The following is a 21993-nucleotide window of genomic DNA, read 5'->3' on the forward strand; positions in this document are numbered from 1 at the left end:
GAATGGCCGGCAATGTAAAAGAGCATACCATCTGACGACAATTAGCGCAGGGTCGACAAGGGCTTTGCAGGATAGGAAAAACCCTAGAAGTAGCGCTTTTGCAGAAGAAAAAAGCGCCAGCCCGACAATTGGCTGGCGCTTTCCGGTCTTTGGTATTACTTGCGCTTGCGGCGGGCCTTCACGCCATCCGACAGCAGCTGCAGCGCCTGGATGGAGTCATCCCAGCCCAGGCAGGCATCGGTGATGCTCTTGCCGTATTCCAGATCCTTCACATTGTCCTTGCCGGGCGTGAACTTCTGCGCGCCGCCATGGATGTGGCTCTCGATCATCACGCCGAACACCTGCTTGGAGCCGTCCGCAATCTGGCCGGCAATGTCGCGTGCCACGTCAACCTGGCGCTCGTGCTTCTTGCTGCTGTTGGCGTGGCTGCAATCCACCATCACGCTGCCGTGCAGCTTGGCGCCTTCCAGCTCGTCGCAGGCATGCTTTACGCTGCCGGCGTCGAAGTTGGTGTTCTTGCTGCCGCCGCGCAGGATCACGTGGCAGTCCGGGTTGCCGTCGGTCTGCACGATGGCCACATGGCCGCTCTTGTGCACCGACAGGAAGTGGTGGCCGCGCGAGGCTGCCTGGATGGCGTCGGTGGCGATCTTGATGTTGCCGTCGGTGCCGTTCTTGAAGCCGATCGGGGCCGACAGGCCGCTGGCCAGTTCGCGGTGCACCTGGCTCTCGGTGGTGCGTGCGCCGATGGCGCCCCAGCTGATCAGGTCACCGATGTACTGGGGAGAAATCACGTCCAGGAACTCGCTGCCGGCGGGCAGGCCCATGCGGTTGATGTCGATCAGCAGCTGGCGGGCAATGCGCAGGCCTTCGTCGATGCGGCAGCTCTCGTCCAGGTAGGGGTCGTTGATCAGGCCCTTCCAGCCGACGGTGGTGCGGGGCTTCTCGAAGTAGACGCGCATCACGATTTCCAGCGTGTCCTTGTAGGTCTCGCGCAGCTGCACCAGGCGCTTGGCGTAGTCGATGGCGGCGGCCGGATCGTGGATGGAGCACGGGCCGATGATCACCAGCAGGCGGTCATCCTTGCCGCGCATGATGTCGTGGATGGTTTTGCGCGTCTTGCCGATCAGCGACTCGACGGGCGAACCCTTGATCGGGAAGAAGCGGATCAGGTGTTCCGGAGGAGGCAGCATGGTGAGGTTCTTGATGCGGGCGTTGTCGGTCTGGCTGGTCTTGTCGGCCGGCTGCGCATACAAGGCATTGTCTTGGGACTTGGGAGACATCTGCAAAACTCCTTTGGAGGGAAATGGATCGGGAAGAAACGTTGGGGAACAGGGACGAAAAAAAACCGCCAGGGGGCACCGGGCGGTTCATGAGGGTTGCGCTCTACAGCTGTGCTTAAGCCTCTCGTCCGCCAAAGACTGAGAACCAAAAGCCAAAATAAAAAGCGCGTGAAACTTGCATGGAACCGAATATACCACGAAGTCTGACGCATCTGTCAATTTCAGGTTGCGTTTTTTTACAAATTTACAAATTCGGGCTGCCCATAGCTCGGCCCATGCGCCCTGCTGGGCCGCGTCACACACCCGTCCTGGCGCGCTTCGAGGCTTCTTCAGGCGGTGCCGCCGACGGTCAGTCCGTTGATGCGCATGGTCGGCTGACCCACGCCCACCGGCACGCTCTGGCCTTCCTTGCCGCAGGTGCCGACGCCGCTGTCCAGGCGCATGTCATTGCCGATCATGGCCACGCGCGTGAGCGCATCCGGGCCGTTGCCGATCAGCGTGGCGCCCTTGACAGGGTACTGCAGCTTGCCGTCTTCCACCCACCAGGCCTGGCTGGCGGAGAACACGAACTTGCCGCTGGTGATGTCGACCTGGCCGCCCCCGAAGTTGCTGGCGTACAGGCCCTTCTTCAGGCTGCCGATGATGGCCTGCGGATCCTCGTTGCCGCCCAGCATGTAGGTGTTGGTCATGCGTGGCATGGGGGTGTGGGCGTAGCTTTCGCGGCGGCCGTTGCCGGTGGTCTTGCCGCGCATCAGGCGCGCGTTCATGCGGTCCTGCAGGTAGCCCACGAGGATGCCGTCTTCGATCAGCACGGTGCGCTGCGTCGGGTTGCCTTCGTCATCCACGTTCAGGCTGCCGCGGCGGTCGGGCAGGGTGCCGTCGTCCAGCACGGTCACGCCCTTGGCCGCCACGCGCTGGCCGATGCGGCCGGTGAAGGCGCTGCTGCCCTTGCGGTTGAAGTCGCCTTCCAGCCCGTGGCCGATGGCTTCGTGCAGCAGCACACCGGGCCAGCCGGCACCGAGTACCACGTCCATTTCACCGGCGGGAGCAGGGCGCGCTTCCAGATTGGTCAGGGCCGCGTTGACGGCCTCGTCCACATACTGCGCCAGCAGGGCGTCGTCGAAATAGTCCAGGCCCAGACGGCCGCCGCCGCCGGCGGAGCCCACCTCGCGGCGTGTCTTTCCGCCCTGTTCCTGTTCGGCGATCACCGTCAGGCTCATGCGCACCAGCGGGCGCACGTCGGCCGCCAGCGTGCCATCGGCGCGGGCCACCAGCACCACGTCATGCTCGGCGGCCAGGCCGGCCATCACCTGCTTGATGCGCGGATCCTTGGCGCGCGCCATTTTCTCGATGCGCTCCAGCAGTGCCACCTTGGCGGCGCTGTCCAGCGTGGGAATCGGGTTGAGTGCCGCATACAGCTGGCGGCTGCGCGCCACCTTCTCGGCCTTGGCCTTGACGCTGGTCTTGACGCGGCCCTGCTTGCCGGTGGCACCAATGGCGCGCACCGTGCGCACCGCATCCATCAGCGAGGCAAAGGAGATGTCATCCGAATAGGCAAAGGCGGTTTTCTCGCCGGAAACGGCACGCACGCCCACGCCCTGGTCGATGCTGAAACTGCCCGTCTTGACGATGCCTTCCTCCAGGCTCCAGCCTTCGCTGCAGGTGGTCTGGAAATACAGGTCGGCATCATCCACCTTGCGCGTGTGCATGGCGGCCAGCGCCTTGTGCAGGTGGTGGCGCGTCAGGCCGAAGGGTTCGAGCAGCAGCGATTCGGCAATGGCCAGGCGCTCGCGCGTGCCTTTGACCGAGGGGGAAGCCACTGCAGGAGCGGCAAAGGGGACACTCATGTTCATGCACGGATTGTAGGGGCAGGAAGCAAAACAGCCATTGCCCGCAGGGCGTGCGGGGCAATGGCTGTGCGGAACAGGAACCGGTGCGGAATCAGGCGCTGGTCAGGTCGTTCACGGCGGCGCCGGGCGCGTTGGTCTTGACCGACTCGATGCCGGCATCGCGCGTGGCTTCGCTGGAGTACATCTGGCTCTGGCCGATGACCTGGCCGTTGGTGGCCTTGAGCGTGAAGTAGGGGGAGCCGTCCTTGGCGCTCAGACGGTCATAGCGCGCATCTTCGGGTGCATTCTTCTTGACGGATTCGATGCCGTTGGTGGCGCTGGCCTTGGCTTCGTACATTTCGCTGTTCAGGATGACCTGGCCATTGCCGGCCTTGAGCGAGAAGAAGAATTTGCCGTTGCTGGATTTTTTCAGGTCGAACTGGGCGGCCATGGAGATGCTCCTTGCGTGCTGGAAGAAGAGGGGGCAAAGCCCTGCCGGGCTTGCGTGGAAACTGCCAGCACCATGGTAGCGTGCTCCCGAGGCGGTTGTGCCATTGCCCGCTTGATGGTTCTCCCGCATTTCGCGGCATTTGTCACGCCGCGACCATGCCGGAGTCAGGTGCGGAAGGTGCGCTTGTCCCGCGCGATGGCAAACAGGATGCCGAGCGACAGCCCCAGCGTCACCATGGCGGTGCCGCCGTAGCTGACGAAGGGCAGGGGCACGCCCACCACCGGCAAGATGCCGCTGACCATACCCATGTTCACGAAGGCGTAGGTGAAGAAGATGACGCCGATGGCCCCGGCCAGCAGGCGACCGAACTGCGTGCTGGCGTTGGCGGCAATGTAGAAGATGCGGAAGATCAGGAACAGGTAGGCTGCCAGCAGTGCCAGATTGCCCACCATGCCGAACTCTTCGGAATAGGCGGCGAAGATGAAGTCGGTGGTGCGCTCGGGAATGAATTCGAGGTGCGTCTGCGTGCCCTGCATGAAGCCCTTGCCCCAGATGCCGCCCGAGCCGATCGCGATCATGCCCTGCAGGATGTGGAAGCCCTTGCCCAGCGGATCGCGTGTGGGGTCGAGCAGGGTGCAGACGCGCTGGCGCTGGTACTCGTGCAGCACATGCCAGTCCACGCCCGGCTTGCACAGGCTGGGCTCGAAGGCGATCAGCAGGCCAATGCCGACGGCGCCCAGCAGCACGGGCGGAATTACCAGCTTCCAGCTCAGGCCGGCGAAGAAGATGACGGCGCCGCCGGCCATCATCACCAGCAGCGAGGTGCCCAGGTCGGGCTGCTTCATGATCAGTCCCACCGGCAGCATCAGCAGCAGGCCGGCGATGATGAAGTCCATGGCGTAGAGCGTGCCCTCGCGCCGCTGGAACCACCAGGCCAGCATCAGCGGCATGGAGATCTTGAGCAGCTCGCTGGGCTGGATCACCACGCCCACGTTGATCCAGCGTGTGGCGCCTTTCTTGGTGATGCCGAACAGCAAGACCGCCACCAGCAGCACCACGCCCAGCGTGTATAGCGGCACGGCCAGCTGGGCCAGGCGCTGCAGCGGAATCTGCGCCACCACGAAGATGATGCCGGCCGCCAGTAGCATGTTGCGGCCGTGATCGACAAAGCGCGTGCCGTGGTCGAAGCCGGACGAGTACATGGCCGTGAGGCCAATGCCCATCAACAGCAGGATCGCCAGGGTGAGCAGGGGATCGAACCCCTTGAACAGCGCAAAAGCAGACCGCCACAGCGGCGGCCGGTCGAGAACAGCAGACATGGGGCTGCATTATCCCAGTTCCGGCCTGTGCGCGGGTGCGCTTTTGGGGGCTGCGGCGTGCATGGAGTACCCGCGCAACAGGGTATAGTCATGGAGTCCATTTTTTCACTCACAAAAACCCTGCGAGGAGCGACCCATGACCTATGAATGCATTACCACCCGCGTCGAAGCCGAGAAGGTTGGCGTTATCACGCTGAACCGTCCCAAGGCGCTCAACGCCCTGAACGACACGCTGATGAACGAGCTGGGCCAGGCCCTGCAGGCGTTTGACGCCGACGACGCCATCGGCTGCATGGTCATCACCGGCAGCGAGAAGGCCTTTGCCGCTGGCGCGGACATCACGCTGATGGCCAAGTACGGCTTTGCCGACGCCTACGGCGGTGACTTCATCACCCGCAACTGGGAAACCATCCGCACCATCCGCAAGCCGGTGATCGCTGCCGTGAGCGGCTTCGCCCTGGGCGGTGGCTGCGAACTGGCCATGATGTGCGATTTCATCATCGCTGCTGACAACGCCAAGTTCGGCCAGCCCGAAATCAAACTGGGCGTGATTCCTGGTGCCGGTGGCACGCAGCGCCTGCCGCGCGCCGTGGGCAAGAGCAAAGCCATGGACATGTGCCTGACCGCCCGCATGATGAACGCCGAGGAAGCCGAGCGCGCCAGCCTGGTGAGCCGCGTGGTGCCGCTGGACAAGCTGATGGAAGAGACCCTGGCTGCCGCCATCACCATCGCCAGCATGCCGCGCCTGACGGCCATCGCCTGCAAGGAATCCGTGAACCGTGCCTTCGAAGGTTCGCTGAACGACGGCGTGTGGTTCGAGCGTCGCCTGTTCCACAGCCTGTTCGCCACCAACGACCAGAAGGAAGGCATGGCCGCCTTCGTCGAGAAGCGTCCGGCCAACTTCACCAACAACTGATGGTTGTTGCAGCCCGCCGGCAGGGATGCTGGCGGGTGTCTGCGAAAATTTTGCAACACAGCAGGCAAACATGACGCAGGCATGAAAAAACGCTGCTACAATAGCGGTCTTCGGCGCTTTAGCTCAGTCGGTTAGAGCGATGGAATCATAATCCACAGGTCCGCGGTTCGAATCCGTGAAGCGCCACCAAATCTGAAAAGCACCTCGGTGAGAAATCACCCAGGTGCTTTTTCTTTGCCCGCGCCGGCACTCCTCTTTTCTTGATTCCAGCGGCATTAACGCCAGTGGCATTCGGCGCAAATGGCAACCCGTGCCAAAATCGGCCGAAATTGCATTGCATTCAGTATGGGCGAGTCACAAGCACGTCCCCATTGACAAGAGGAATCCCACACCCATGGAAATCGCACTCAACGGCTACTACACCATGATTCTGGCCACGCTGGTATTGCTGCTAGGCCGCTTCCTGATCGTGAAGATCAGGTTTCTGTCGGACTTCAACATTCCCGAGCCGGTGGCGGGCGGCCTGGTGGCCGGGTTGCTGGTGGTGGTGCTCAATGCCTTTTTCGGGCTGACCTTCAAGTTCGAGACGCAGCTGCAGACCGCCTTCATGCTGATGTTCTTCTCGTCGATCGGCCTGAGTGCGGATTTCAGCCGGCTGAAAGCGGGCGGCAAGCCCCTGGCCATTTTCCTGATGGTGGTGGCCGCCTTCATCCTGCTGCAGAACGTGGTGGGCGTGGGCATGGCGTCCGTGCTGGGGCTGGAGCCGCTGATCGGCCTGGTGACAGGCTCCATCACGCTGACTGGCGGGCATGGCACGGCCGGTGCCTGGGGGCCGGTGCTCGAGAGCCGCTACGGCATCACCGGTGCCACCACGCTGGGCATTGCAACGGCCACCTTCGGTTTGGTGGCTGGCGGCCTGATCGGCGGGCCGGTGGCGCGCTACCTGATCAAGAAGATCGGCCACCAGAAGCTACCCAAGCCCGAAAACCAGACCGAAGTGGAAGCCGTGGCCGCGTCGCAGTCGCTCTACAGCACGCGCCATACCGAAGAGGGTGATCAGCCCGACGAAGCCATGTTCGACAAGCCGGACGAAATCCGCCTGATCACGGCCTCGTCCACCATCGAGACGCTGGCGCTGTTTGCGGGCTGCATGGCCTTTGCCGGCGTGATGACCACGGTGGCCAAGGGCACGGCATTCGAACTGCCCACCTTTGTCTGGGCGCTGGCCGGCGGCGTGATCATCCGCAACGTGCTGACCAACTTCTTCAAGTTCGACATGTTCGACCGCGCCATCGACGTGTTCGGCAACGCCTCGCTGTCACTGTTCCTGGCGATGGCGCTGCTCTCGCTGCGCCTGTGGGAACTGACCGATCTGGCCCTCCCGGTGATGGTGATCCTGGTGGTGCAGACGCTGGTGATGATGCTCTACGCCAGCTTCGTTACCTTCCGGGTGATGGGCAGCGACTATGACGCGGCGGTGCTGGCAGCGGGCCACTGCGGCTTCGGCATGGGCGCCACGCCCACCGCCATTGCCAACATGCAGGCCATTACCGACCGCTACGGGGTGTCTTACAAGGCCTTCCTGATCGTGCCCATGGTGGGGGCGTTCTTTGTGGACTTGGTGAACGCGGCGATTCTGCAGGTGTTCACGCAGCTGCCGTTTCTGCGTTGAGCCCAAGCCCTACGCGTGATGCTTCACCCAGGCTTTCAACGCTTCGTTGATGCGCGTTTGCCATCCAGCGCCGGAGGCCTTGAAGACATCGAGCACGGCGCTGTCAATGCGCAAGGTCACTTGCGTCTTGTTACCGCTACCTGCGGGGCGGCCACGACGTAGCCTGGGACGGGCCTCTTCCCATTCGGCATCAGTCAGTGGGCGTGCGTCCTGGTCAGCTTGTGCTGCTGCGGTAATCGTGGCGTCTTCAGCAGCAGAGGGGATTCGAAGCACTCTGCCCGTGCGGCTCTTGATAGTCTGTGGCATAGCGTAGCACCTCTCTCGCGTTCGCTTTTCTCAGGCTGATGATGCGACGTTCTGCGGGAGCAGAGGCAGGAAACGGGCCTCTGGGACGCGGATTGAAAAACGATTCTACCCAAATAAATACTAAAGAATTAATTTATTCGTGTTATTGTGCGTTGCTGCCGACTCACAGCACCCAGTTGCCCACCAGAAATCCCAGCGCCACGCTCAGCGAAATCGCCACCACCCCCGGAATCATGAACGGGTGGTTGAATACCCAGCGCCCTATGCGAGTGGAGCCGGTGTCATCCATTTCCACCGCGGCCAGCAGCGTGGGATAGGTGGGCAGCACGAACAGGGCGCTGACGGCCGCGAAGGACGCGATGGCCGTGACCGGGCTCACGCCCAGCAGCAACGCAGAAGGAACCAGCGCCTTGGCCGTGGCAGCCTGCGAGTACAGCAGCATGCTGGCAAAGAAGAACACCACCGCCAGCAGCCAGGGAGACTGCTGTAGGATGGTGCCCGAAACGGCCTTGATGTCCTCGATGTGGGCGCTGATGAAGGTGTCGCCCAGCCAGGCCACGCCCAGAATGCAGATGCAGGCGCTCATGCCGGACTTGAAGGTGGCAGTGGAGGTGATCTTGCCGGTGTCGATGCGGCACAGCAGGCAGATCAGCGTGGCGGCAGAGAGCATGAACACCATGATGGCCTCGTTGCGCGGCAGCACCGGATTCTGGATCAGCCCGACCTTGTCGCTGATCAGCGTGGCATACAGCACTACCGCAACGATGGCGGCGAGGAAGATGGCGACGGATTTCTTCGCGCCCGGCAGGATCTGCATGCGGGTTTCACCGCGCAGCGTGACCAAGCCCTTGGCCAGACGGTCCTGGTAGACCGGATCCTGGGCCAGTTCCACGCCCAGATGGTTGCACAGCAGGGCGGTGAGCATGCAGGCCACGAAGGTGGTGGGGATGCAGATGGCCAGCAAGGTCAGATAGCCCACGCCCAGCGGCTCCAGCGCGCCGCTCATGAACACCACGGCGGCGGAGATGGGCGAGGCCGTGATGGCGATCTGCGAAGCCACCACGGCGATGCTGAGCGGGCGCGAGGGGCGGATGCCCTGTTCCTTGGCCACCTCTGCGATCACCGGAAGCGTGGAAAACGCGGTATGGCCGGTGCCGGCCAGCAGCGTCATGATGTAAGTCACCATCGGAGCCAGCAAGGTCACATGGCGTGGATTGCGGCGCAGGATGCGCTCGGCGATGTGCACCATGAAATCCAGTCCGCCCGCCACCTGCATGGCGGCAATCGCGGCAATCACCGACATGATGATCAGGATCACATCCATGGGGATGTGGCCGGGCTTGAGCCCGAAAACCAGGGTCAGCACCAGCACCCCCAGACCCCCCGTATAACCAATGGCGACACCGCCCAGACGCGTACCCAGCACGATGGCAGCGAGTACCACTGCCAACTCCATTACCCACATGAACACACTCCATGGAACTACACAACCCCTCCACTCTACGCCTCGTGTTTCACAGGGGAGCGCTGCGCCGGTTTGAAATTTCGAGCGTTGCGTGCACATGTTTTGAAAATCGGGCAACCGTCCACCCCATCGGTGACGCGCTGCGGCAACTGCAGAAAGCCGGCGGCAGCCGCAAAACCTGACGCAAACCGGCGCATCCGATAAAATCAATCCTTTGTCTGCGCTGCATCCTGCAGCGCATTTTCTTTTCCAGCCTCTGGATCAACACCACGAACCGCTGACACCATGACCGACATCACCACCGCCCCCAAGAAAGTCTTCATCAAAACCTTCGGCTGCCAGATGAACGAGTACGACTCGGACAAGATGGCCGACGTGCTGGGCGTCGCCCAGGGCTACGAGAAGACCGACAACCCCGAAGAGGCCGACCTGATCCTGTTCAACACCTGCTCCGTGCGCGAAAAGGCGCAGGAAAAGGTGTTCAGCGATCTGGGCCGCGTCAAGCACCTCAAGGCCAGGGGCGTCAAGATCGGCGTGGGCGGCTGCGTGGCCAGCCAGGAAGGCGAGGAGATCATCAAGCGCGCGCCCTTCGTGGATGTGGTGTTCGGCCCGCAAACCCTGCACCGCCTGCCCGAGCTGCTCACCGAAAGCGTCGCGCAGCAAAAGGCACAGGTCGACATCAGCTTCCCCGAAATCGAGAAATTCGACCACCTGCCGCCCGCCCGCGTGGAAGGCGCCTCGGCCTTCGTCTCCATCATGGAAGGCTGCAGCAAGTACTGCAGCTACTGTGTCGTGCCCTACACGCGCGGCGAGGAATTCAGCCGCCCGTTCGAGGAAGTGTTGGTCGAAGTCGCGGGCCTGGCAGAGCAGGGCGTCAAGGAAATCACGCTGCTGGGCCAGAACGTGAACGCCTACCGCGGCAAGATGGGCGACAGCGACGAAATCGCCGACTTCGCCATGCTGATCGAGTACGTGGCCGAAATCCCCGGCATCGAGCGCATCCGCTACACCACCAGCCACCCGAACGAATTCACCCAGCGCCTGATCGACGTCTACGCCAGGGTGCCGCAACTCGTCAGCCATCTGCACCTGCCGGTGCAGCACGGCAGCGACCGCATCCTGATGGCCATGAAGCGCGGCTACACCGCGATGGAATACAAGAGCATCATCCGCAAGCTGCGCGTGGTGCGCCCGGACATGTCCATGAGCAGCGACTTCATCGTCGGCTTCCCCGGCGAGACGGAAGAAGACTTCCAGAAGATGATGCAGCTGATCGACGATGTCGGCTACGACAGCTCCTTCAGCTTCATCTTCAGCCCGCGCCCCGGTACGCCTGCGGCCAACCTGCACGATGACACCCCGCACGAAGTCAAGCTCAAGCGCCTGCAGCAGCTGCAGGCCAGGCTCGAAGAAAACGTGCGCCGCATCAGCGAAAGCCGCGTCGGCACCATCCAGCGCATCCTGGTTGAAGGCCCCTCGCGCAAGGACCCGAACGAACTGATGGGCCGCACCGCCTGCAACCGCATCGTCAACTTCCCCGCCGGCCCGCAGCGCGATCGCCTGATCGGCCAGATGCTGGACGTGCGCATCACCAGCGCACTGCCGCACTCGCTGCGGGGTGAAGTGGTGGTGGCCTGAATACCGGGAGAGGGTCCACTCGTCCTCCAGTAAAGAATGGCCAGCGAGCGTCAGTGAGTCAGCTCGAAGGGGTGCACCAGAATGTCCGCATCAGGAAAGGATGCGACCAGCTTCAACTCCCCTCCCAGCGCCTTGACGTACTCACGCAGTGTGCTGACATACATGTCGTCGCGGCGCTCCAGCTTGGAGATGGCGGCTTGTTCCACGCTCATGGCTTTGGCAACCTCGACCTGAGTCACCTTTCTCGCCTTGCGCAGTTCCTGCAACTGCATCTCAACCAGCATGGCTTCGGCGCGTGCAGCAGCGCGCGCTTGCGCCTCCGGCGACATGCGGGCACGCAATTCGCTGAATTTTTTAGCCATTGATCTGCCCTTCCTTTCTCAGTATCGCGATATGCGTGTCGTACAAGCGGTCGGCAAGCGGCACTTGACTGAGGTACCAGCGATCATTGCCGGTCTTGTCGCCTCCCAGCAGGAGAATGGCGCAACGGCGAGGGTCAAACGCATACAGAATCCGGTACGGTCGACCTTCGTGCTGGATGCGCAGCTCCCGCATGTGGGGGTGCCTTGAACCCTTGATTCCCGAACTGTGAGGGAATCCAAGACCAGGTCCTTTTTCTTCCAGAAGACGCACTGATGCATCAATGGATTCCTGCTCTGCTTCAGTCAAACTTGCCCACCAATCACCCAGCTCGTCCGTGTATTCCACCTCCCACTTGACTGGCATTATTCCTCCTGAAGACTATTCCGTCAAGGTTATAAACTATTTCTAAAGTATTATATTATTGAAGAGCCGAGGATCGAATGAGTGAAGGTGGGACGGCGTAAGTTGCATTGGCCCAGTGCGTATCTGGAGAGGTCGCATGGGTTCGGTGTTTAACGAGGTCTTTCCAAGGCAGCAATAAACGTAATCACTTCTTTCTCAGTGACAATTTCACGGCCGCTGCCAGGGATGATTTCGTCCGCGATTTAGAATGCCGCATATGTCATCCGTTTCCCCCGCGCCCATCGCCATGCCGGCTGCGCCCTTGGTGCAGCTGCAGCACGTCCATTTCGGCTACGGCGGCCCGCGCAAGATCCTCGAGGATGTTTCGCTGGACGTACCGCGCGGCAAGGTCACGGCCATCATGGGCGCTTCTGGCGGCGGCAAGACCACCGTGCTGCGCCTGATCGGTGGCCAGCAACGCGCCCAGCAAGGCCAGGTACTGTTCGATGGGCAGGACATCGGCAAGCTCAGCCAGACCGAGCTCTACGCCGCCCGCCGCCGCATGGGCATGCTGTTCCAGTTCGGCGCGCTGTTCACCGACATGAACGTGTTCGACAACGTGGCCTTCCCGCTGCGCGAGCACACGCGCCTGCCCGAATCCATGATCCGCGACATCGTGCTGATGAAGCTCAACGCCGTCGGCTTGCGTGGCGCGCGCGACCTGATGCCGAGCGAAGTCTCCGGCGGCATGGCGCGCCGCATCGCCCTGGCCCGCGCCATCGCGCTCGATCCCGAACTGGTCATGTACGACGAGCCCTTCGCCGGCCTCGACCCGATCTCGCTCGGCACCATCGCGCGTTTGATCCGCGAGCTCAACGACGCCATGGGCCTCACCAGCATCATCGTCTCGCACGACCTGGTGGAAACCTTCCTGATCGCTGACCATATCGTCATCCTGGCCAACGGCGGCGTCGCCGCGCAAGGCACGCCGGAAGAAGTGCGCAACAGCAGCGATCCGCTGGTGCACCAGTTCGTCAACGCCCAGCCCGAAGGCCCGGTGCGCTTCCACTACCCCGGCCCCACCCTGGGCGAAGACTTCGGCCTCGCCCGCCAGAAAGGCCGCCCATGAGCCTGCTCAATCCCGCCGACATCGGCTACGCCATCCGCCAGCAGATCGTGCGCCTCGGCACCGGCGCGCGCCTGTTCGCGCGGCTCATCACTTCCTTGGGCGCCTGGCGCCGCTTCGGCCTGATCCGCGATCAGGTGCACTTCCTGGGCAACTACTCGCTCTCCATCATCGCCATCTCCGGCCTGTTTGTCGGCTTCGTGCTCGGCCTGCAGGGCTACTACACGCTCAAGAGCTTCGGCTCGTCCGAATCGGTTGGTCTGCTGGTGGCGCTCAGCCTGCTGCGTGAACTGGGCCCGGTCGTCACCGGCCTGCTGTTCGCCGGCCGCGCCGGCACCTCGCTCACCGCCGAAATCGGCCTGATGAAGGCCGGCGAGCAACTCGACGCCATGCAGATGATGGCCGTCGATCCGGTGCAGCGCATTCTGGCGCCGCGCTTCTGGGGCGGTGTCATCGCCATGCCCATCCTGGCTGCCATCTTCAGCGCCGTCGGCATCATCGGTGCCTGGCTGGTCGCCGTGCAGCTGATCGGCCTCGATCCCGGCTCCTTCTGGAGCCAGATGCAGAACGGGGTCGACGTCTGGAAAGACGTGGCCAACGGCGTCATCAAGAGTTTCGTGTTCGGCATTGCCGTCACCTTTATTGCCCTGCTCGAAGGCTACAGCGCCCGGGCCACGCCCGAAGGCGTGTCGCGCGCCACCACCCGCACCGTGGTGGTGGCATCGCTCACCGTGCTCGCGCTCGACTTCCTGCTCACCGCCATGATGTTCAGCATCTGACCGCATTCCAAGGAAAGCTTCCATGCAACGTTCCAAAATCGATATCTGGGTCGGCCTGTTCGTGCTGCTGGGTGCAGCCGCATTGCTGTTCCTGGCCCTGCAAGCCGGCAACTTGCTCAGCCTCAGTGGTGGCGGCGGCTACCAGGTGCAGGCCCAGTTCCAGGACATCGGCGGCCTCAAGCCCAAGTCTGCCGTCAAGAGCTCCGGCGTGGTCGTCGGCCGCGTCAAGAGCATCGACTTCGACGACAAGACCTACCAGGCCACCGTCACGCTCGACATGAACGAGCGCTACCACTTCCCCAACGACAGCTCGCTCAAGATCATGACCAGCGGCCTGCTGGGCGACCAGTACATCGGCATCGAGGCCGGCTACAGCGACACCAACTGGAAAGCCGGAGACAAAATCACCAACACCCAGTCCGCTGTCGTGCTCGAGAACCTGATCGGCCAGTTCATGAACAGCAAGGCGCTCGAAGCCGGCACGCCGCCGGCCGGTAGCGAAAGTGCCGAGCCGGCCACAGACGCAACACCGGCGGATGCCGAAGCCGCGCCCGCAGCGTCTGCCGTGCACGCTCAGGCAAGCGCCGATGATCCGGCCACCGCTGCAGGCGCTGCCTCTGCGGCAAGTGCAGCCGCACGCTAAGCAACTGCCATCCTGGAAAAACCCGGCGCCGCCGCTCACAACCGCGTTTCGAGCCCCATCATGAACCATCCGTCCACCGCCATCCGCCGTACAGCCCTGCGCCGCACCACCGCCGTGCTCTGCCTCGGCAGCGCCGCCGTACTCGCCGGTTGCGCCACCGGCCCCAACGCCCACCCGCGCGATCCGCTCGAGCCCTGGAACCGCGGCGTCTACAAGTTCAACGACGCCGTTGACCAGGCCGTGCTCAAGCCGGTCGCCACCGTCTACACCAAGGTCACGCCCAACTTCGTGCAAAGCGGCGTGCGCAACTTCTTCAACAACCTGACCGATGCCTGGTCGGCGATAAACAGCGCGCTGCAGTTCAAGGGCCAGGAGGCCATGGACAACTTCTGGCGCTTCACCATCAACACCACCTTCGGCCTCGGCGGCGTGTTCGACGTCGCCAGCGAGGCGCAGATTCCGCGCGTCAAGCAGGATTTCGGCCTCACGCTCGGCCGCTGGGGCGTGGGCACCGGTCCGTACCTGATGCTGCCGCTGCTTGGCCCCTCCACCGTGCGTGACACCGTGGCCCTGCCGGTCGACATGAACGGCAACCCCATCGGTGCCATCGAGCACGTGCCCACGCGCAACCAGGTCAACGCCCTCAGCGTGATCAACCAGCGTGCCCAGCTGCTCGATGCCAGCGACCTGCTCAACCAGGCCGCGCTCGACCCCTACAGCGTCCTGCGCGATGCCTACCTCCACACGCGCGATGCCGGCAAGCGCAGCGCGGCCCTGGCAGCGTCCGCAGGCGCCTCGGCCCCTGCCGATGGCGCCGACAGCGATGGCTACGAGCCGCCGCCGGAAGGCATGGAGGGCGAGGCGCCGGCAGCCACGCCGGCAAGCGCCGCCTCCGCCTCCGTGCCAGCCGCCCCGGCCGCTCCCTCCGGCCCCGGCGCGGATTCCGACGGTTACGAGCCCCCGCCGGAAGGCTTCGAACCCGAGAGCGGCGCCCCGGTGCAAAAAGGCCCGACTCCCTACTATGTGCCCGCCGTGCCGCAGCTGCTGGAGCATCTGGATCCGAACTGGGGCACCAACTTCTGGCGCCGCTAAACCACAGTATTTGTAACAATGACGGCAAGGGAAGCAACAAGGCACATCGCCGCCACGGCTGGCGTTGCACCGTGTTGCAACTCGGCCCCGCGCTGGCGGAAACCCTTGCCATGATCAGGTATCCAATGCCTGTCCGCGCAAACCGCACAGTGCACGCAACCAACAAGGAGCAAAGAACATGATGATGAATCGCCGTACCCTGACCCGTATCGCTGGTGCCGCCGCCCTGGCCGCTGCAGTGGCCACGCCGTCCTTCGCCGCCGACCTGGCTCCCGATGCCATGGTGCTGAAGGTTTCCGGCGAAACCCTGGCTGCCATCAAGGCCGACAGGGCGCTGCAGGGCGGTGACATCAACAAGATCATCGCGCTGGTCGACAGCAAGGTCATGCCCCATGTCGATTTCGCCCGCATGACGGCCTCGGCTGTCGGCCCGGCCTGGCGCAACGCCACCCCGGCCCAGAAAGGCCAGCTGCAGCAGGAATTCAAGCGCCTGCTGGTGCGCACCTATGCCGGCGCTTTCAATGCCGTCGGCAACCGTGAGGTCAAGGTGCTGCCCATGCGTGCTGGCTCCGCGGGTGCCAATGACGTGGTCGTGCGCAGCCAGCTGGTCGGCTCCGGCGACCCTGTCAGCCTCGACTACCGCCTGACCCGTACCCCGGGCAAGGGTCTGGGCTGGAAGGCCTACAACCTGAACATTGGCGGCGTCTGGATGATCGACTCCTACAAGCAGCAGTTTGCCCAGGAAGTCAACACCAAGGGCATCGACGGCCTGATCGCCACCCTGGCGGCCAAGAACAAGTCCAACGCAGCCGGCAAGTAAGCATGACCACCCGCGAGCCTTCCGCCGGCAGTACGCCCGTCATCAGCCTGGCCCTGCCGGCCCGGCTGGATGCAACCAATGCCGGCACGGTCACGCAGGCCCTGATGGCGCGCCTGCGCGAGGGCGGGCAAGGGCAGCAGGCCCAGGTCGACGCAAGTGCGCTGCAGAGCTTCGACTCTTCGGCGCTGGCGACCTTGCTGGCCCTGCAGCGGCAGGCGATGGAGCGGGGCGCCAGCCTGCACCTGCACGCTGCGCCGCTGCGCTTGGTCGAACTGGCGCGCTTGTATGGTGTGCATGAGTTGCTGCTCCCCGCGCCGGCCGCACAGCCTGCCTGAGCGCCTGCCTCGCGCAACGCACGAAAAAAACGCCCCGGTCTGCCTTGCGGCATCGGGGCGTTGTCACGTATGGCCCTGACGGGGCCGGCGTGCTTACGACTTGCTGCTGTCCTTGGCGGCGGCAGCTGGTGCTGCCGGCTCGGCTGCAGGCGGCACGGCTTCAGCCTTGGCCGGTTCTGCCGCCTTCTTCGGGGCCGCTGCCTTCTTGGCAGCAGGCTTGGCAGCCTTGGCTGCGGCTTTCATCGCTTCGGACGGCTTGGTGCTGGCGGCCTTCTTCTTCGGTGCCGGCTTGACAGCAGCCTTCGGGGCGGCCGGAACGTCGCCCGCCGCCGTCATGCCGGCCAGATGCATGGAGGCATCGTACAGGCGGGACTTGCCGGCAAAGTGGCGATCCAGGCGCCACTCCTGCAGGATTTCCAGGGCCAGCTTGAACTTGTCATAGTCCAGCAGATAGATGTCGGTGATCGGGAAGTCGATTTCCGACTCCAGCGCCAGCACCAGACGCGACAGGGTAATGGCGTCGGCACTGCTGGAGTTGCTTTCGATGAGCTTCCGCGCTTCTTTGATGGCACGCATGTTGAAATTTCCTAGGCTGTGGGTTCTGGTATCCGATTCTCGCCGGGCAATCCGCATTATCCAGATACCGTCCGACCGATACGGGCGGGTTAGCCGGATTTTAGGGGCAACCCTGATACGCCAGAAGGGGGTGTCATGAATCTTTCACACCGGTGTCGCAGAGAGGCCCTTGTGCGCCAAGTCCGCGCCGGAAAAAAGAAAAACCCGCATGCCTGATGAGGGTATGCGGGCTTGTCTGCTGGCTGTTGTCCAGTGCCATAACTGGTGCCGAAGGCCGGAATCGAACCGGCACGAGGTCGCCCCCGGCAGATTTTGAATCTGCTGCGTCTACCAATTTCGCCACTCCGGCAGGAGAAGTAGAATCAAGCCGATAATTATGACATAAAGCCGTTCCCACGGCGTGGCCTCTACACCACTGCGAGCAGAGCATGCACTACCCCACCATCGAACATTTCATTGGCAAAACCCCGCTGGTGCGGCTCCAGCGCATCGGCGCCCAGGCCAACGCGGCACGCGGCAACGTGGTGCTCGGCAAGCTCGAGGGCAACAACCCCGCAGGTTCGGTCAAGGACCGTCCTGCGCTGTCCATGATTCTGCAGGCCGAGGCGCGCGGCGAGATCCGCCCCGGCGATGCCCTGATCGAAGCCACTAGCGGCAACACCGGCATCGCGCTGGCCATGGTAGCCGCCATCCGCGGCTACCGCATGATCCTCATCATGCCCGAGGATCTCAGCATCGAGCGCGCCCAGTGCATGCGCGCCTATGGCGCCGAACTCATCCTCACCCCGCGCAGCGGCGGCATGGAATACGCGCGCGACCTGGCCCTGCAGATGCAGGCCGACGGCAAGGGCCGCGTGCTCGACCAGTTCGGCAACAGCGACAACCCGCTCATCCACTACCAGACCACCGGCCCCGAGATCTGGCAGGACACCCGTGGCCAGATCACCCATTTCGTCAGCGCCATGGGCACCACTGGCACCATCACCGGCGTGGCGCGCTACCTCAAGGAGCAGAATCCCGCCATCCGCATCATCGGCGCGCAGCCGGCCGATGGCTCGCGCATTCCCGGCATTCGCAAGTGGCCGCAGGAATACCTGCCCAAGATCTATACGCCCGAGCTGGTGGACGAACTGGTGCTGGTCTCCCAGTCTGACGCCGAGGACATGTGCCGCCAGCTGGCGCGCGAAGAGGGCATCTTTGCCGGCATCTCGGCAGCCGGCGCCTGCTGGGTGGCCCAGCAACTGGCCGCTACCGTCGAAACTGCCACTATCGTCTTCGTCGTCTGCGACCGCGGCGACCGCTACCTGTCTACCGGTGTCTTCCCCGCCTGAGGATCCTGTTTCATGCCTACCGATGCAAGCGCAACCCCCCTGCACCACGACACCGAAATCGACACCAGCGGTCTGCAGTGCCCGCTGCCCATTCTGCGCGCCAAGAAGGCGCTGAATGCCATGGAAAGCGGCCAGGTGCTGCGCGTCATCACGACCGACCCGGGTGCCGAGCGCGATTTCCAGGCCTTTGCCGTGCAGACTGGCAACACCTTGCTCAGCCAGCAGATGGACGGCCAGCGCGGCGTTCACTATCTGCGCCGGCGCTGAGCCGCCGGAGGAGGGCCGCACACAGGCAGCCGCGCCTGCCCTCCGGGCTTGTCTCCTTGCCCCCGACGAAGCAAAAAAAGCCCCAAGTCTTGTGGACTTGGGGCTGAATCCACCTGATAGGAGGGTGGAGGAGACAACTATTGCATGAAACTGAATAATGCAACGGTTCAAAGTTTAGCCAAAATTTTGCTGCAGCGCACATAAGCAGCGTGACCAAATGCACGGCGCTGCCCAAAAACCTCGTTTTTTTGCGAACGTCTGTGCTTTCCTGGCAACACTTTGGGGGCTAAGTCCGCATTTTTCCGAGAAATTCAGAAAAATTTCACAAATTTGTCATGGCTGAGCCTGTTTGCTGTCGATCAGGGTGAGGCTGGTCGTGATCTCTGCCGTGCGGCCGAGCATGGCGCTGGCAGAGCAGTATTTTTCGTGGCTCATCGCAATGGCGCGCTCCACGGCGGCTTGCGGCAGGCCCGCGCCACGCACCTCGAAAGCCATGTGGATGCGGGTAAATACCTTGGGATCGGTCTCGGCGCGTTCGGCCTCGATCGCCACGCTGCAACCCTCCACGGCATGGCGCCCGCGCTTGAGAATCAGCACCACGTCATAGCTGGCGCAGCCGCCCAGGCCGGCCAGCAGCATTTCCATCGGGCGCGGCGCCAGGTTCTGTCCGCCATTTTCCGGACGCACGGCATCCGGCGCGCCATCCATCATCACCGTATGGCCGCTGCCGGTTTCAGCCACAAACCCCATGCCCGACCGTGTGGCCAGGCCGCCAGTCCAACTCACCCTGCATTCCATCGTGCCTCTCCTGAAAGATCCGGAGCGCTGATTGTAGGGGCCAGCCGGTTGCCCGGGCCGAAGCGGGGCTGTTCGACGGGAAAATGCCGGGGCCGGCCCGCGGCGGTCAGAGGCGGTGCGCCACCGTCGTCATCACCTTGGCGGCGAGCCGCATCAGGCCCTGCACTGGCGTGCTCAGGGGTGCGGCACCGGCATTGAGGGCGGCATCGGCGTGGCGCTGTTCGTCTTCCTTCATCTGTTGCACGATCACGCGCGAAGCCGCGTCGCCGGCAGGCAGGCGCTCCAGATGGCTGTGCAGGTGCGACTCGACCTGGCGCTCGGTTTCCACCACAAAGCCCAGGCTGTTGCGGTCGCTCACGCGGCCCATCACCATGCCCAGCGCAAAGGCGCCGGCATACCACAGGGGGTTGAGCAGGGAGGGGCGGTCGTTCAGCTCGTCCAGGCGCTGTTTGGTCCAGGCCAGATGGTCCATCTCCTCGCGGGCCGCTTCCTCGAAGTGGGCGCGCAGTTCGGGATCGCGTGTGGCCAGGGCCTGCGACTGGTACAGCGCCTGGGCGCAGATCTCGCCCACATGGTTCACGCGCATCAGCGCACCTGCCAGGCGCTTGTCGGCATCGGACAGCTTGGCATCCTGCACCAGGCTGTGCATGCCCTCGCGCTCGGGCGGGTAGGGCGCGCTGGCGTGAGGGGGCGCGAACAGCACGCGCAGCGAGGCATCGGCGGCGTGCAGCCAGGAATCCAGGGCAGAGGGGTGTTGCATGGACAGGTTGAAATTCGTTGAAGGGGAAAGCCGCCGAATGTTGCGTCGGGGATAAAGGTGATTGTAAGGACGGGCTTTGGGGTGCGTCATCACGCGTCTGGCGAAACCGGCGCGGCGGGAATCAGGGCAAGCTGAAACATGAGACGCCGCATACGATGTCGCGCATACCGCGAGGATAGTCCGGACCTTGGTGATGTGTCCGGGTGGTGTAATATGTTGTAAGTAAACTACGTAATTGTCATCTTTTTACAAGAAAAGAGTGAAAAGCGTAACTTTTTTGGCGGTGATGCAGCGATATCTGCTGCAATAAAGGTGCCTTTCGAGTTGGGGCCAGAAGCTCGGATGCGGTGGTGGAAATGCCCGCCATGCGCGTTCTGCAGCAAACTGGTATCCCATGATTAACCTTGGAGAACTTGCAATAAAAAAACACTGATCGCCATCGCCGCTCTGGCTGCCGTGGGTGCCGCTTCTGCCCAATCTTCCGTCACGCTGTATGGCGTGGCTGATGTCTATGCTGGCCAGACCAAAACAACGCTTACCCTGCCGGCGTGGGGGCAGGAGATGCCGACGGCGGTCGCTGTGCGCCCTATCCCGATGCGTAAAATCGTGAACAAGGACACCGGCTTCAAGTCCGGCGGCCTGCAGGGCAGCCGCATTGGCGTGAAGGGTGTGGAAGACCTGGGCAATGGCCTGAAGGCCGTGTTCAACTACGAAATGGGCTTCAACGCTATTGATGGTGATCTGGCTAACCACAGCGGCACCGGCGTTGGTTTTGGTCGCCGTGCTGTCGTTGGTTTGGAAGGTGGCTTCGGCAGCGTGCTGCTGGGTACCGACTACACTCCGCTGTTCAACCTGCTGGATGCCAGCTCTGTAGACGGCCTGTCCTCTTTCGAAACCGTAAGCGCCCACATCTACACTCCGCGCGCCTCCGGCGTGCACTACGCCGGCAACTTCTCCGGCGTGGGCATCCAGGCTTTCGCTGGCTACAACAAGGTAAGCGAAACCGAGAGCGGTGCTTGGGGTTCTTACAATGAAACCACCAAGGAGCAGGGCTACGGTCTGGGCGTGAGCTATGCCAATGGCCCCTTCATGGTGGGCGTGGCCGGCCAGGAGTTCAAGAACAGCTATTCCGACAGCGATCCTTCCTCTTTCCAGATCAAGCGTACGGAAGCCGCCGTAGGCGCTACTTATGACTTCGGCGCAGCCAAGCTGTTCGCCAACTACATCAATGCTCGCCTGCGCGCTACCGACGGTGGTGCCTCCATGGGCAAGCTGAAGGCTGAAGAAGCCAACATCGGCGTGCGCGTGCCGTTTGGTGCTGCTTCCGTCATGGCTGGCTACGGCCATAACCGTGTCAAGGCCTACAACGGTAACGGCGATCAGCTCGGCAGCGCCAAGGGCAACGACTGGGTGGTGGGCGCCAACTACGCTTTCAGCAAGCGTACCGATGTATACGCCCGCGTTGGCCGTACGGATGATTTGAAAGTGAAAGCCAAAGTGGCCAATGGTCGTGAAATCGGTTCTTACAAGGTTGAAAACGTGGCCGTTGGCCTGCGTCACAAGTTCTGATTTATGAGGCCGGCTGCTGGCTGGCCTGAAATCGGAATGACGGAAAGCCACCCGGTCGGGTGGCTTTTTCTTGGTTTGCAACGGGTTGGCATGCTACTTCAAGTGATTTGTAAGCTGTGGGTGGCAATCAGGCGTCAGTTCTCAAGCCTTGCTGCAGCCGCCCCCGGATGCAAATGCCACGGAATGCGTGGATTGTCCAGTTTCCCGCCGACTTGTTGCGGCCAGGCAACGCAATTGTTGTCGGTGTGCGACATGGGGCGAATAAAAGTGTGTTTTCCTTGGCTGAAAGGGGAAACCTCTGGTGCAATAGAGACAA

23 protein-coding genes and 2 tRNA genes are annotated in these 21993 nt (G+C 63.0%); 13 read left to right on the forward strand and 12 right to left on the reverse strand.

Annotation, left to right across the window (positions count from 1 at the left end):
- Positions 1-155: 155 nt before the first annotated feature.
- The 4 genes from BMW28_RS01380 to rodA all read right to left on the reverse strand — a co-directional run bounded on the left by BMW28_RS01380 (position 156) and on the right by rodA (position 4879).
- The gene (locus tag BMW28_RS01380) at positions 156-1280 is read right to left on the reverse strand and encodes a 3-deoxy-7-phosphoheptulonate synthase (RefSeq protein ID WP_091813013.1); all 1125 of its coding nucleotides are present in this window, start codon (positions 1278-1280) and stop codon (positions 156-158) included.
- 329 nt (positions 1281-1609) lie between these two features.
- Entirely contained in the window at positions 1610-3133 is a 1524-nt protein-coding gene (gene tldD, locus BMW28_RS01385; protein WP_200785691.1) for a metalloprotease TldD, read from the reverse strand.
- 88 nt (positions 3134-3221) lie between these two features.
- The gene (locus tag BMW28_RS01390; protein WP_091813015.1) at positions 3222-3560 is read right to left on the reverse strand and encodes a YegP family protein; all 339 of its coding nucleotides are present in this window, start codon (positions 3558-3560) and stop codon (positions 3222-3224) included.
- Between the two features lie 164 nt (positions 3561-3724).
- Positions 3725-4879 (reverse strand): rod shape-determining protein RodA, encoded by a 1155-nt coding sequence (gene rodA, locus BMW28_RS01395; protein WP_091813017.1) that lies wholly within the window; start codon positions 4877-4879, stop codon positions 3725-3727.
- Positions 4880-5015: 136 nt separating this feature from the next.
- Between rodA and BMW28_RS01400 the strand changes: the two genes are divergently transcribed.
- The 3 genes from BMW28_RS01400 (at position 5016) to gltS (ending at position 7467) form a co-directional block, all read left to right on the forward strand.
- Positions 5016-5795: an enoyl-CoA hydratase gene (locus tag BMW28_RS01400; protein WP_091813018.1), complete on the forward strand. Its 780-nt coding sequence runs from the start codon at positions 5016-5018 to the stop codon at positions 5793-5795.
- 112 nt (positions 5796-5907) lie between these two features.
- Positions 5908-5984: transfer RNA gene (locus tag BMW28_RS01405), tRNA-Met, on the forward strand.
- 205 nt (positions 5985-6189) lie between these two features.
- Positions 6190-7467 (forward strand): sodium/glutamate symporter, encoded by a 1278-nt coding sequence (gltS, locus tag BMW28_RS01410; protein WP_091813020.1) that lies wholly within the window; start codon positions 6190-6192, stop codon positions 7465-7467.
- Between the two features lie 9 nt (positions 7468-7476).
- Here gltS and BMW28_RS01415 read toward each other — a convergent pair whose 3' ends face one another.
- Both BMW28_RS01415 and BMW28_RS01420 read right to left on the reverse strand, forming a co-directional pair.
- Complete coding sequence (locus tag BMW28_RS01415; protein ID WP_091813022.1) at positions 7477-7773, reverse strand: BrnA antitoxin family protein; 297 nt, start codon at positions 7771-7773, stop codon at positions 7477-7479.
- A gap of 163 nt (positions 7774-7936) precedes the next feature.
- Entirely contained in the window at positions 7937-9238 is a 1302-nt protein-coding gene (locus tag BMW28_RS01420) for an anaerobic C4-dicarboxylate transporter (RefSeq protein ID WP_091813024.1), read from the reverse strand.
- Between the two features lie 285 nt (positions 9239-9523).
- Between BMW28_RS01420 and miaB the strand changes: the two genes are divergently transcribed.
- Positions 9524-10876, forward strand: coding sequence for a tRNA (N6-isopentenyl adenosine(37)-C2)-methylthiotransferase MiaB (gene miaB / locus BMW28_RS01425; RefSeq protein WP_091813026.1), 1353 nt, complete (start codon positions 9524-9526; stop codon positions 10874-10876).
- 50 nt (positions 10877-10926) lie between these two features.
- Here the strand turns inward: miaB and BMW28_RS01430 are convergent, their stop codons facing one another.
- Both BMW28_RS01430 and BMW28_RS01435 read right to left on the reverse strand, forming a co-directional pair.
- A complete protein-coding gene (locus tag BMW28_RS01430; protein ID WP_091813027.1) occupies positions 10927-11238 on the reverse strand; it encodes a helix-turn-helix domain-containing protein in 312 nt (103 codons plus the stop codon).
- Positions 11231-11602, reverse strand: a complete 372-nt coding sequence (locus tag BMW28_RS01435; RefSeq protein WP_091813029.1) for a type II toxin-antitoxin system RelE/ParE family toxin — start codon at positions 11600-11602, stop codon at positions 11231-11233. Before BMW28_RS01435 ends, BMW28_RS01430 begins: the two co-directional genes overlap by 8 nt.
- A gap of 256 nt (positions 11603-11858) precedes the next feature.
- Here BMW28_RS01435 and BMW28_RS01440 point away from each other — a divergent pair, with 256 nt between their 5' ends.
- The 6 genes from BMW28_RS01440 to BMW28_RS01465 all read left to right on the forward strand — a co-directional run bounded on the left by BMW28_RS01440 (position 11859) and on the right by BMW28_RS01465 (position 16376).
- Positions 11859-12710, forward strand: a complete 852-nt coding sequence (locus BMW28_RS01440; protein WP_091813031.1) for an ABC transporter ATP-binding protein — start codon at positions 11859-11861, stop codon at positions 12708-12710.
- Positions 12707-13486, forward strand: a complete 780-nt coding sequence (gene mlaE, locus BMW28_RS01445) for a lipid asymmetry maintenance ABC transporter permease subunit MlaE (protein WP_091813033.1) — start codon at positions 12707-12709, stop codon at positions 13484-13486. The genes BMW28_RS01440 and mlaE overlap by 4 nt, the downstream gene beginning before the upstream one ends.
- A 22-nt stretch (positions 13487-13508) precedes the next feature.
- Entirely contained in the window at positions 13509-14129 is a 621-nt protein-coding gene (mlaD, locus tag BMW28_RS01450; RefSeq protein WP_091813035.1) for an outer membrane lipid asymmetry maintenance protein MlaD, read from the forward strand.
- A gap of 60 nt (positions 14130-14189) precedes the next feature.
- On the forward strand, positions 14190-15221 hold the full coding sequence (locus BMW28_RS01455; protein ID WP_091813037.1) for an MlaA family lipoprotein: 1032 nt from the start codon (positions 14190-14192) through the stop codon (positions 15219-15221).
- Between the two features lie 178 nt (positions 15222-15399).
- Positions 15400-16041, forward strand: a complete 642-nt coding sequence (locus tag BMW28_RS01460) for an MlaC/ttg2D family ABC transporter substrate-binding protein (RefSeq protein WP_200785692.1) — start codon at positions 15400-15402, stop codon at positions 16039-16041.
- 2 nt (positions 16042-16043) lie between these two features.
- Positions 16044-16376: an STAS domain-containing protein gene (locus BMW28_RS01465; protein WP_091813039.1), complete on the forward strand. Its 333-nt coding sequence runs from the start codon at positions 16044-16046 to the stop codon at positions 16374-16376.
- 93 nt (positions 16377-16469) lie between these two features.
- Here the strand turns inward: BMW28_RS01465 and BMW28_RS12990 are convergent, their stop codons facing one another.
- Both BMW28_RS12990 and BMW28_RS01475 read right to left on the reverse strand, forming a co-directional pair.
- Positions 16470-16952 (reverse strand): hypothetical protein, encoded by a 483-nt coding sequence (locus BMW28_RS12990; RefSeq protein WP_200785693.1) that lies wholly within the window; start codon positions 16950-16952, stop codon positions 16470-16472.
- Between the two features lie 262 nt (positions 16953-17214).
- Positions 17215-17301, reverse strand: a tRNA-Leu gene (locus BMW28_RS01475).
- Between the two features lie 79 nt (positions 17302-17380).
- Between BMW28_RS01475 and cysM the strand changes: the two genes are divergently transcribed.
- Both cysM and BMW28_RS01485 read left to right on the forward strand, forming a co-directional pair.
- Positions 17381-18283: a cysteine synthase CysM gene (cysM, locus tag BMW28_RS01480; protein WP_091813041.1), complete on the forward strand. Its 903-nt coding sequence runs from the start codon at positions 17381-17383 to the stop codon at positions 18281-18283.
- 12 nt (positions 18284-18295) lie between these two features.
- A complete protein-coding gene (locus BMW28_RS01485; protein WP_091813042.1) occupies positions 18296-18550 on the forward strand; it encodes a sulfurtransferase TusA family protein in 255 nt (84 codons plus the stop codon).
- A 333-nt stretch (positions 18551-18883) separates the two neighbouring features.
- On the opposite strand, the gene BMW28_RS01490 is transcribed toward BMW28_RS01485, so the two are convergent.
- Positions 18884-19348: an OsmC family protein gene (locus BMW28_RS01490; protein ID WP_091813044.1), complete on the reverse strand. Its 465-nt coding sequence runs from the start codon at positions 19346-19348 to the stop codon at positions 18884-18886.
- Positions 19349-19454: 106 nt separating this feature from the next.
- Complete coding sequence (coq7, locus tag BMW28_RS01495; RefSeq protein WP_091813046.1) at positions 19455-20108, reverse strand: 2-polyprenyl-3-methyl-6-methoxy-1,4-benzoquinone monooxygenase; 654 nt, start codon at positions 20106-20108, stop codon at positions 19455-19457.
- Between the two features lie 456 nt (positions 20109-20564).
- Here coq7 and BMW28_RS01500 point away from each other — a divergent pair, with 456 nt between their 5' ends.
- Positions 20565-21677, forward strand: a complete 1113-nt coding sequence (locus BMW28_RS01500) for a porin (RefSeq protein WP_159430672.1) — start codon at positions 20565-20567, stop codon at positions 21675-21677.
- Positions 21678-21993: the final 316 nt, after the last annotated feature.

This window comes from Allobrachymonas denitrificans DSM 15123, assembly GCF_900110225.1.
In the GTDB taxonomy this organism is placed as follows: domain Bacteria; phylum Pseudomonadota; class Gammaproteobacteria; order Burkholderiales; family Burkholderiaceae_C; genus Brachymonas; species Brachymonas denitrificans.

What these genes read in the sequence shown, in the direction of transcription:
- BMW28_RS01380 (WP_091813013.1), bottom strand. Translation starts at nt 1,280, where the DNA reads ATGTCTCCCAAGTCCCAAGACAATGCCTTGTATGCGCAGCCGGCCGAC.
- tldD (WP_200785691.1), bottom strand. Translation starts at nt 3,133, where the DNA reads ATGAACATGAGTGTCCCCTTTGCCGCTCCTGCAGTGGCTTCCCCCTCG.
- BMW28_RS01390 (WP_091813015.1), bottom strand. Translation starts at nt 3,560, where the DNA reads ATGGCCGCCCAGTTCGACCTGAAAAAATCCAGCAACGGCAAATTCTTC.
- rodA (WP_091813017.1), bottom strand. Translation starts at nt 4,879, where the DNA reads ATGTCTGCTGTTCTCGACCGGCCGCCGCTGTGGCGGTCTGCTTTTGCG.
- BMW28_RS01400 (WP_091813018.1), top strand. Translation starts at nt 5,016, where the DNA reads ATGACCTATGAATGCATTACCACCCGCGTCGAAGCCGAGAAGGTTGGC.
- gltS (WP_091813020.1), top strand. Translation starts at nt 6,190, where the DNA reads ATGGAAATCGCACTCAACGGCTACTACACCATGATTCTGGCCACGCTG.
- BMW28_RS01415 (WP_091813022.1), bottom strand. Translation starts at nt 7,773, where the DNA reads ATGCCACAGACTATCAAGAGCCGCACGGGCAGAGTGCTTCGAATCCCC.
- BMW28_RS01420 (WP_091813024.1), bottom strand. Translation starts at nt 9,238, where the DNA reads ATGTGGGTAATGGAGTTGGCAGTGGTACTCGCTGCCATCGTGCTGGGT.
- miaB (WP_091813026.1), top strand. Translation starts at nt 9,524, where the DNA reads ATGACCGACATCACCACCGCCCCCAAGAAAGTCTTCATCAAAACCTTC.
- BMW28_RS01430 (WP_091813027.1), bottom strand. Translation starts at nt 11,238, where the DNA reads ATGGCTAAAAAATTCAGCGAATTGCGTGCCCGCATGTCGCCGGAGGCG.
- BMW28_RS01435 (WP_091813029.1), bottom strand. Translation starts at nt 11,602, where the DNA reads ATGCCAGTCAAGTGGGAGGTGGAATACACGGACGAGCTGGGTGATTGG.
- BMW28_RS01440 (WP_091813031.1), top strand. Translation starts at nt 11,859, where the DNA reads ATGTCATCCGTTTCCCCCGCGCCCATCGCCATGCCGGCTGCGCCCTTG.
- mlaE (WP_091813033.1), top strand. Translation starts at nt 12,707, where the DNA reads ATGAGCCTGCTCAATCCCGCCGACATCGGCTACGCCATCCGCCAGCAG.
- mlaD (WP_091813035.1), top strand. Translation starts at nt 13,509, where the DNA reads ATGCAACGTTCCAAAATCGATATCTGGGTCGGCCTGTTCGTGCTGCTG.
- BMW28_RS01455 (WP_091813037.1), top strand. Translation starts at nt 14,190, where the DNA reads ATGAACCATCCGTCCACCGCCATCCGCCGTACAGCCCTGCGCCGCACC.
- BMW28_RS01460 (WP_200785692.1), top strand. Translation starts at nt 15,400, where the DNA reads ATGATGATGAATCGCCGTACCCTGACCCGTATCGCTGGTGCCGCCGCC.
- BMW28_RS01465 (WP_091813039.1), top strand. Translation starts at nt 16,044, where the DNA reads ATGACCACCCGCGAGCCTTCCGCCGGCAGTACGCCCGTCATCAGCCTG.
- BMW28_RS12990 (WP_200785693.1), bottom strand. Translation starts at nt 16,952, where the DNA reads ATGCGTGCCATCAAAGAAGCGCGGAAGCTCATCGAAAGCAACTCCAGC.
- cysM (WP_091813041.1), top strand. Translation starts at nt 17,381, where the DNA reads ATGCACTACCCCACCATCGAACATTTCATTGGCAAAACCCCGCTGGTG.
- BMW28_RS01485 (WP_091813042.1), top strand. Translation starts at nt 18,296, where the DNA reads ATGCCTACCGATGCAAGCGCAACCCCCCTGCACCACGACACCGAAATC.
- BMW28_RS01490 (WP_091813044.1), bottom strand. Translation starts at nt 19,348, where the DNA reads ATGGAATGCAGGGTGAGTTGGACTGGCGGCCTGGCCACACGGTCGGGC.
- coq7 (WP_091813046.1), bottom strand. Translation starts at nt 20,108, where the DNA reads ATGCAACACCCCTCTGCCCTGGATTCCTGGCTGCACGCCGCCGATGCC.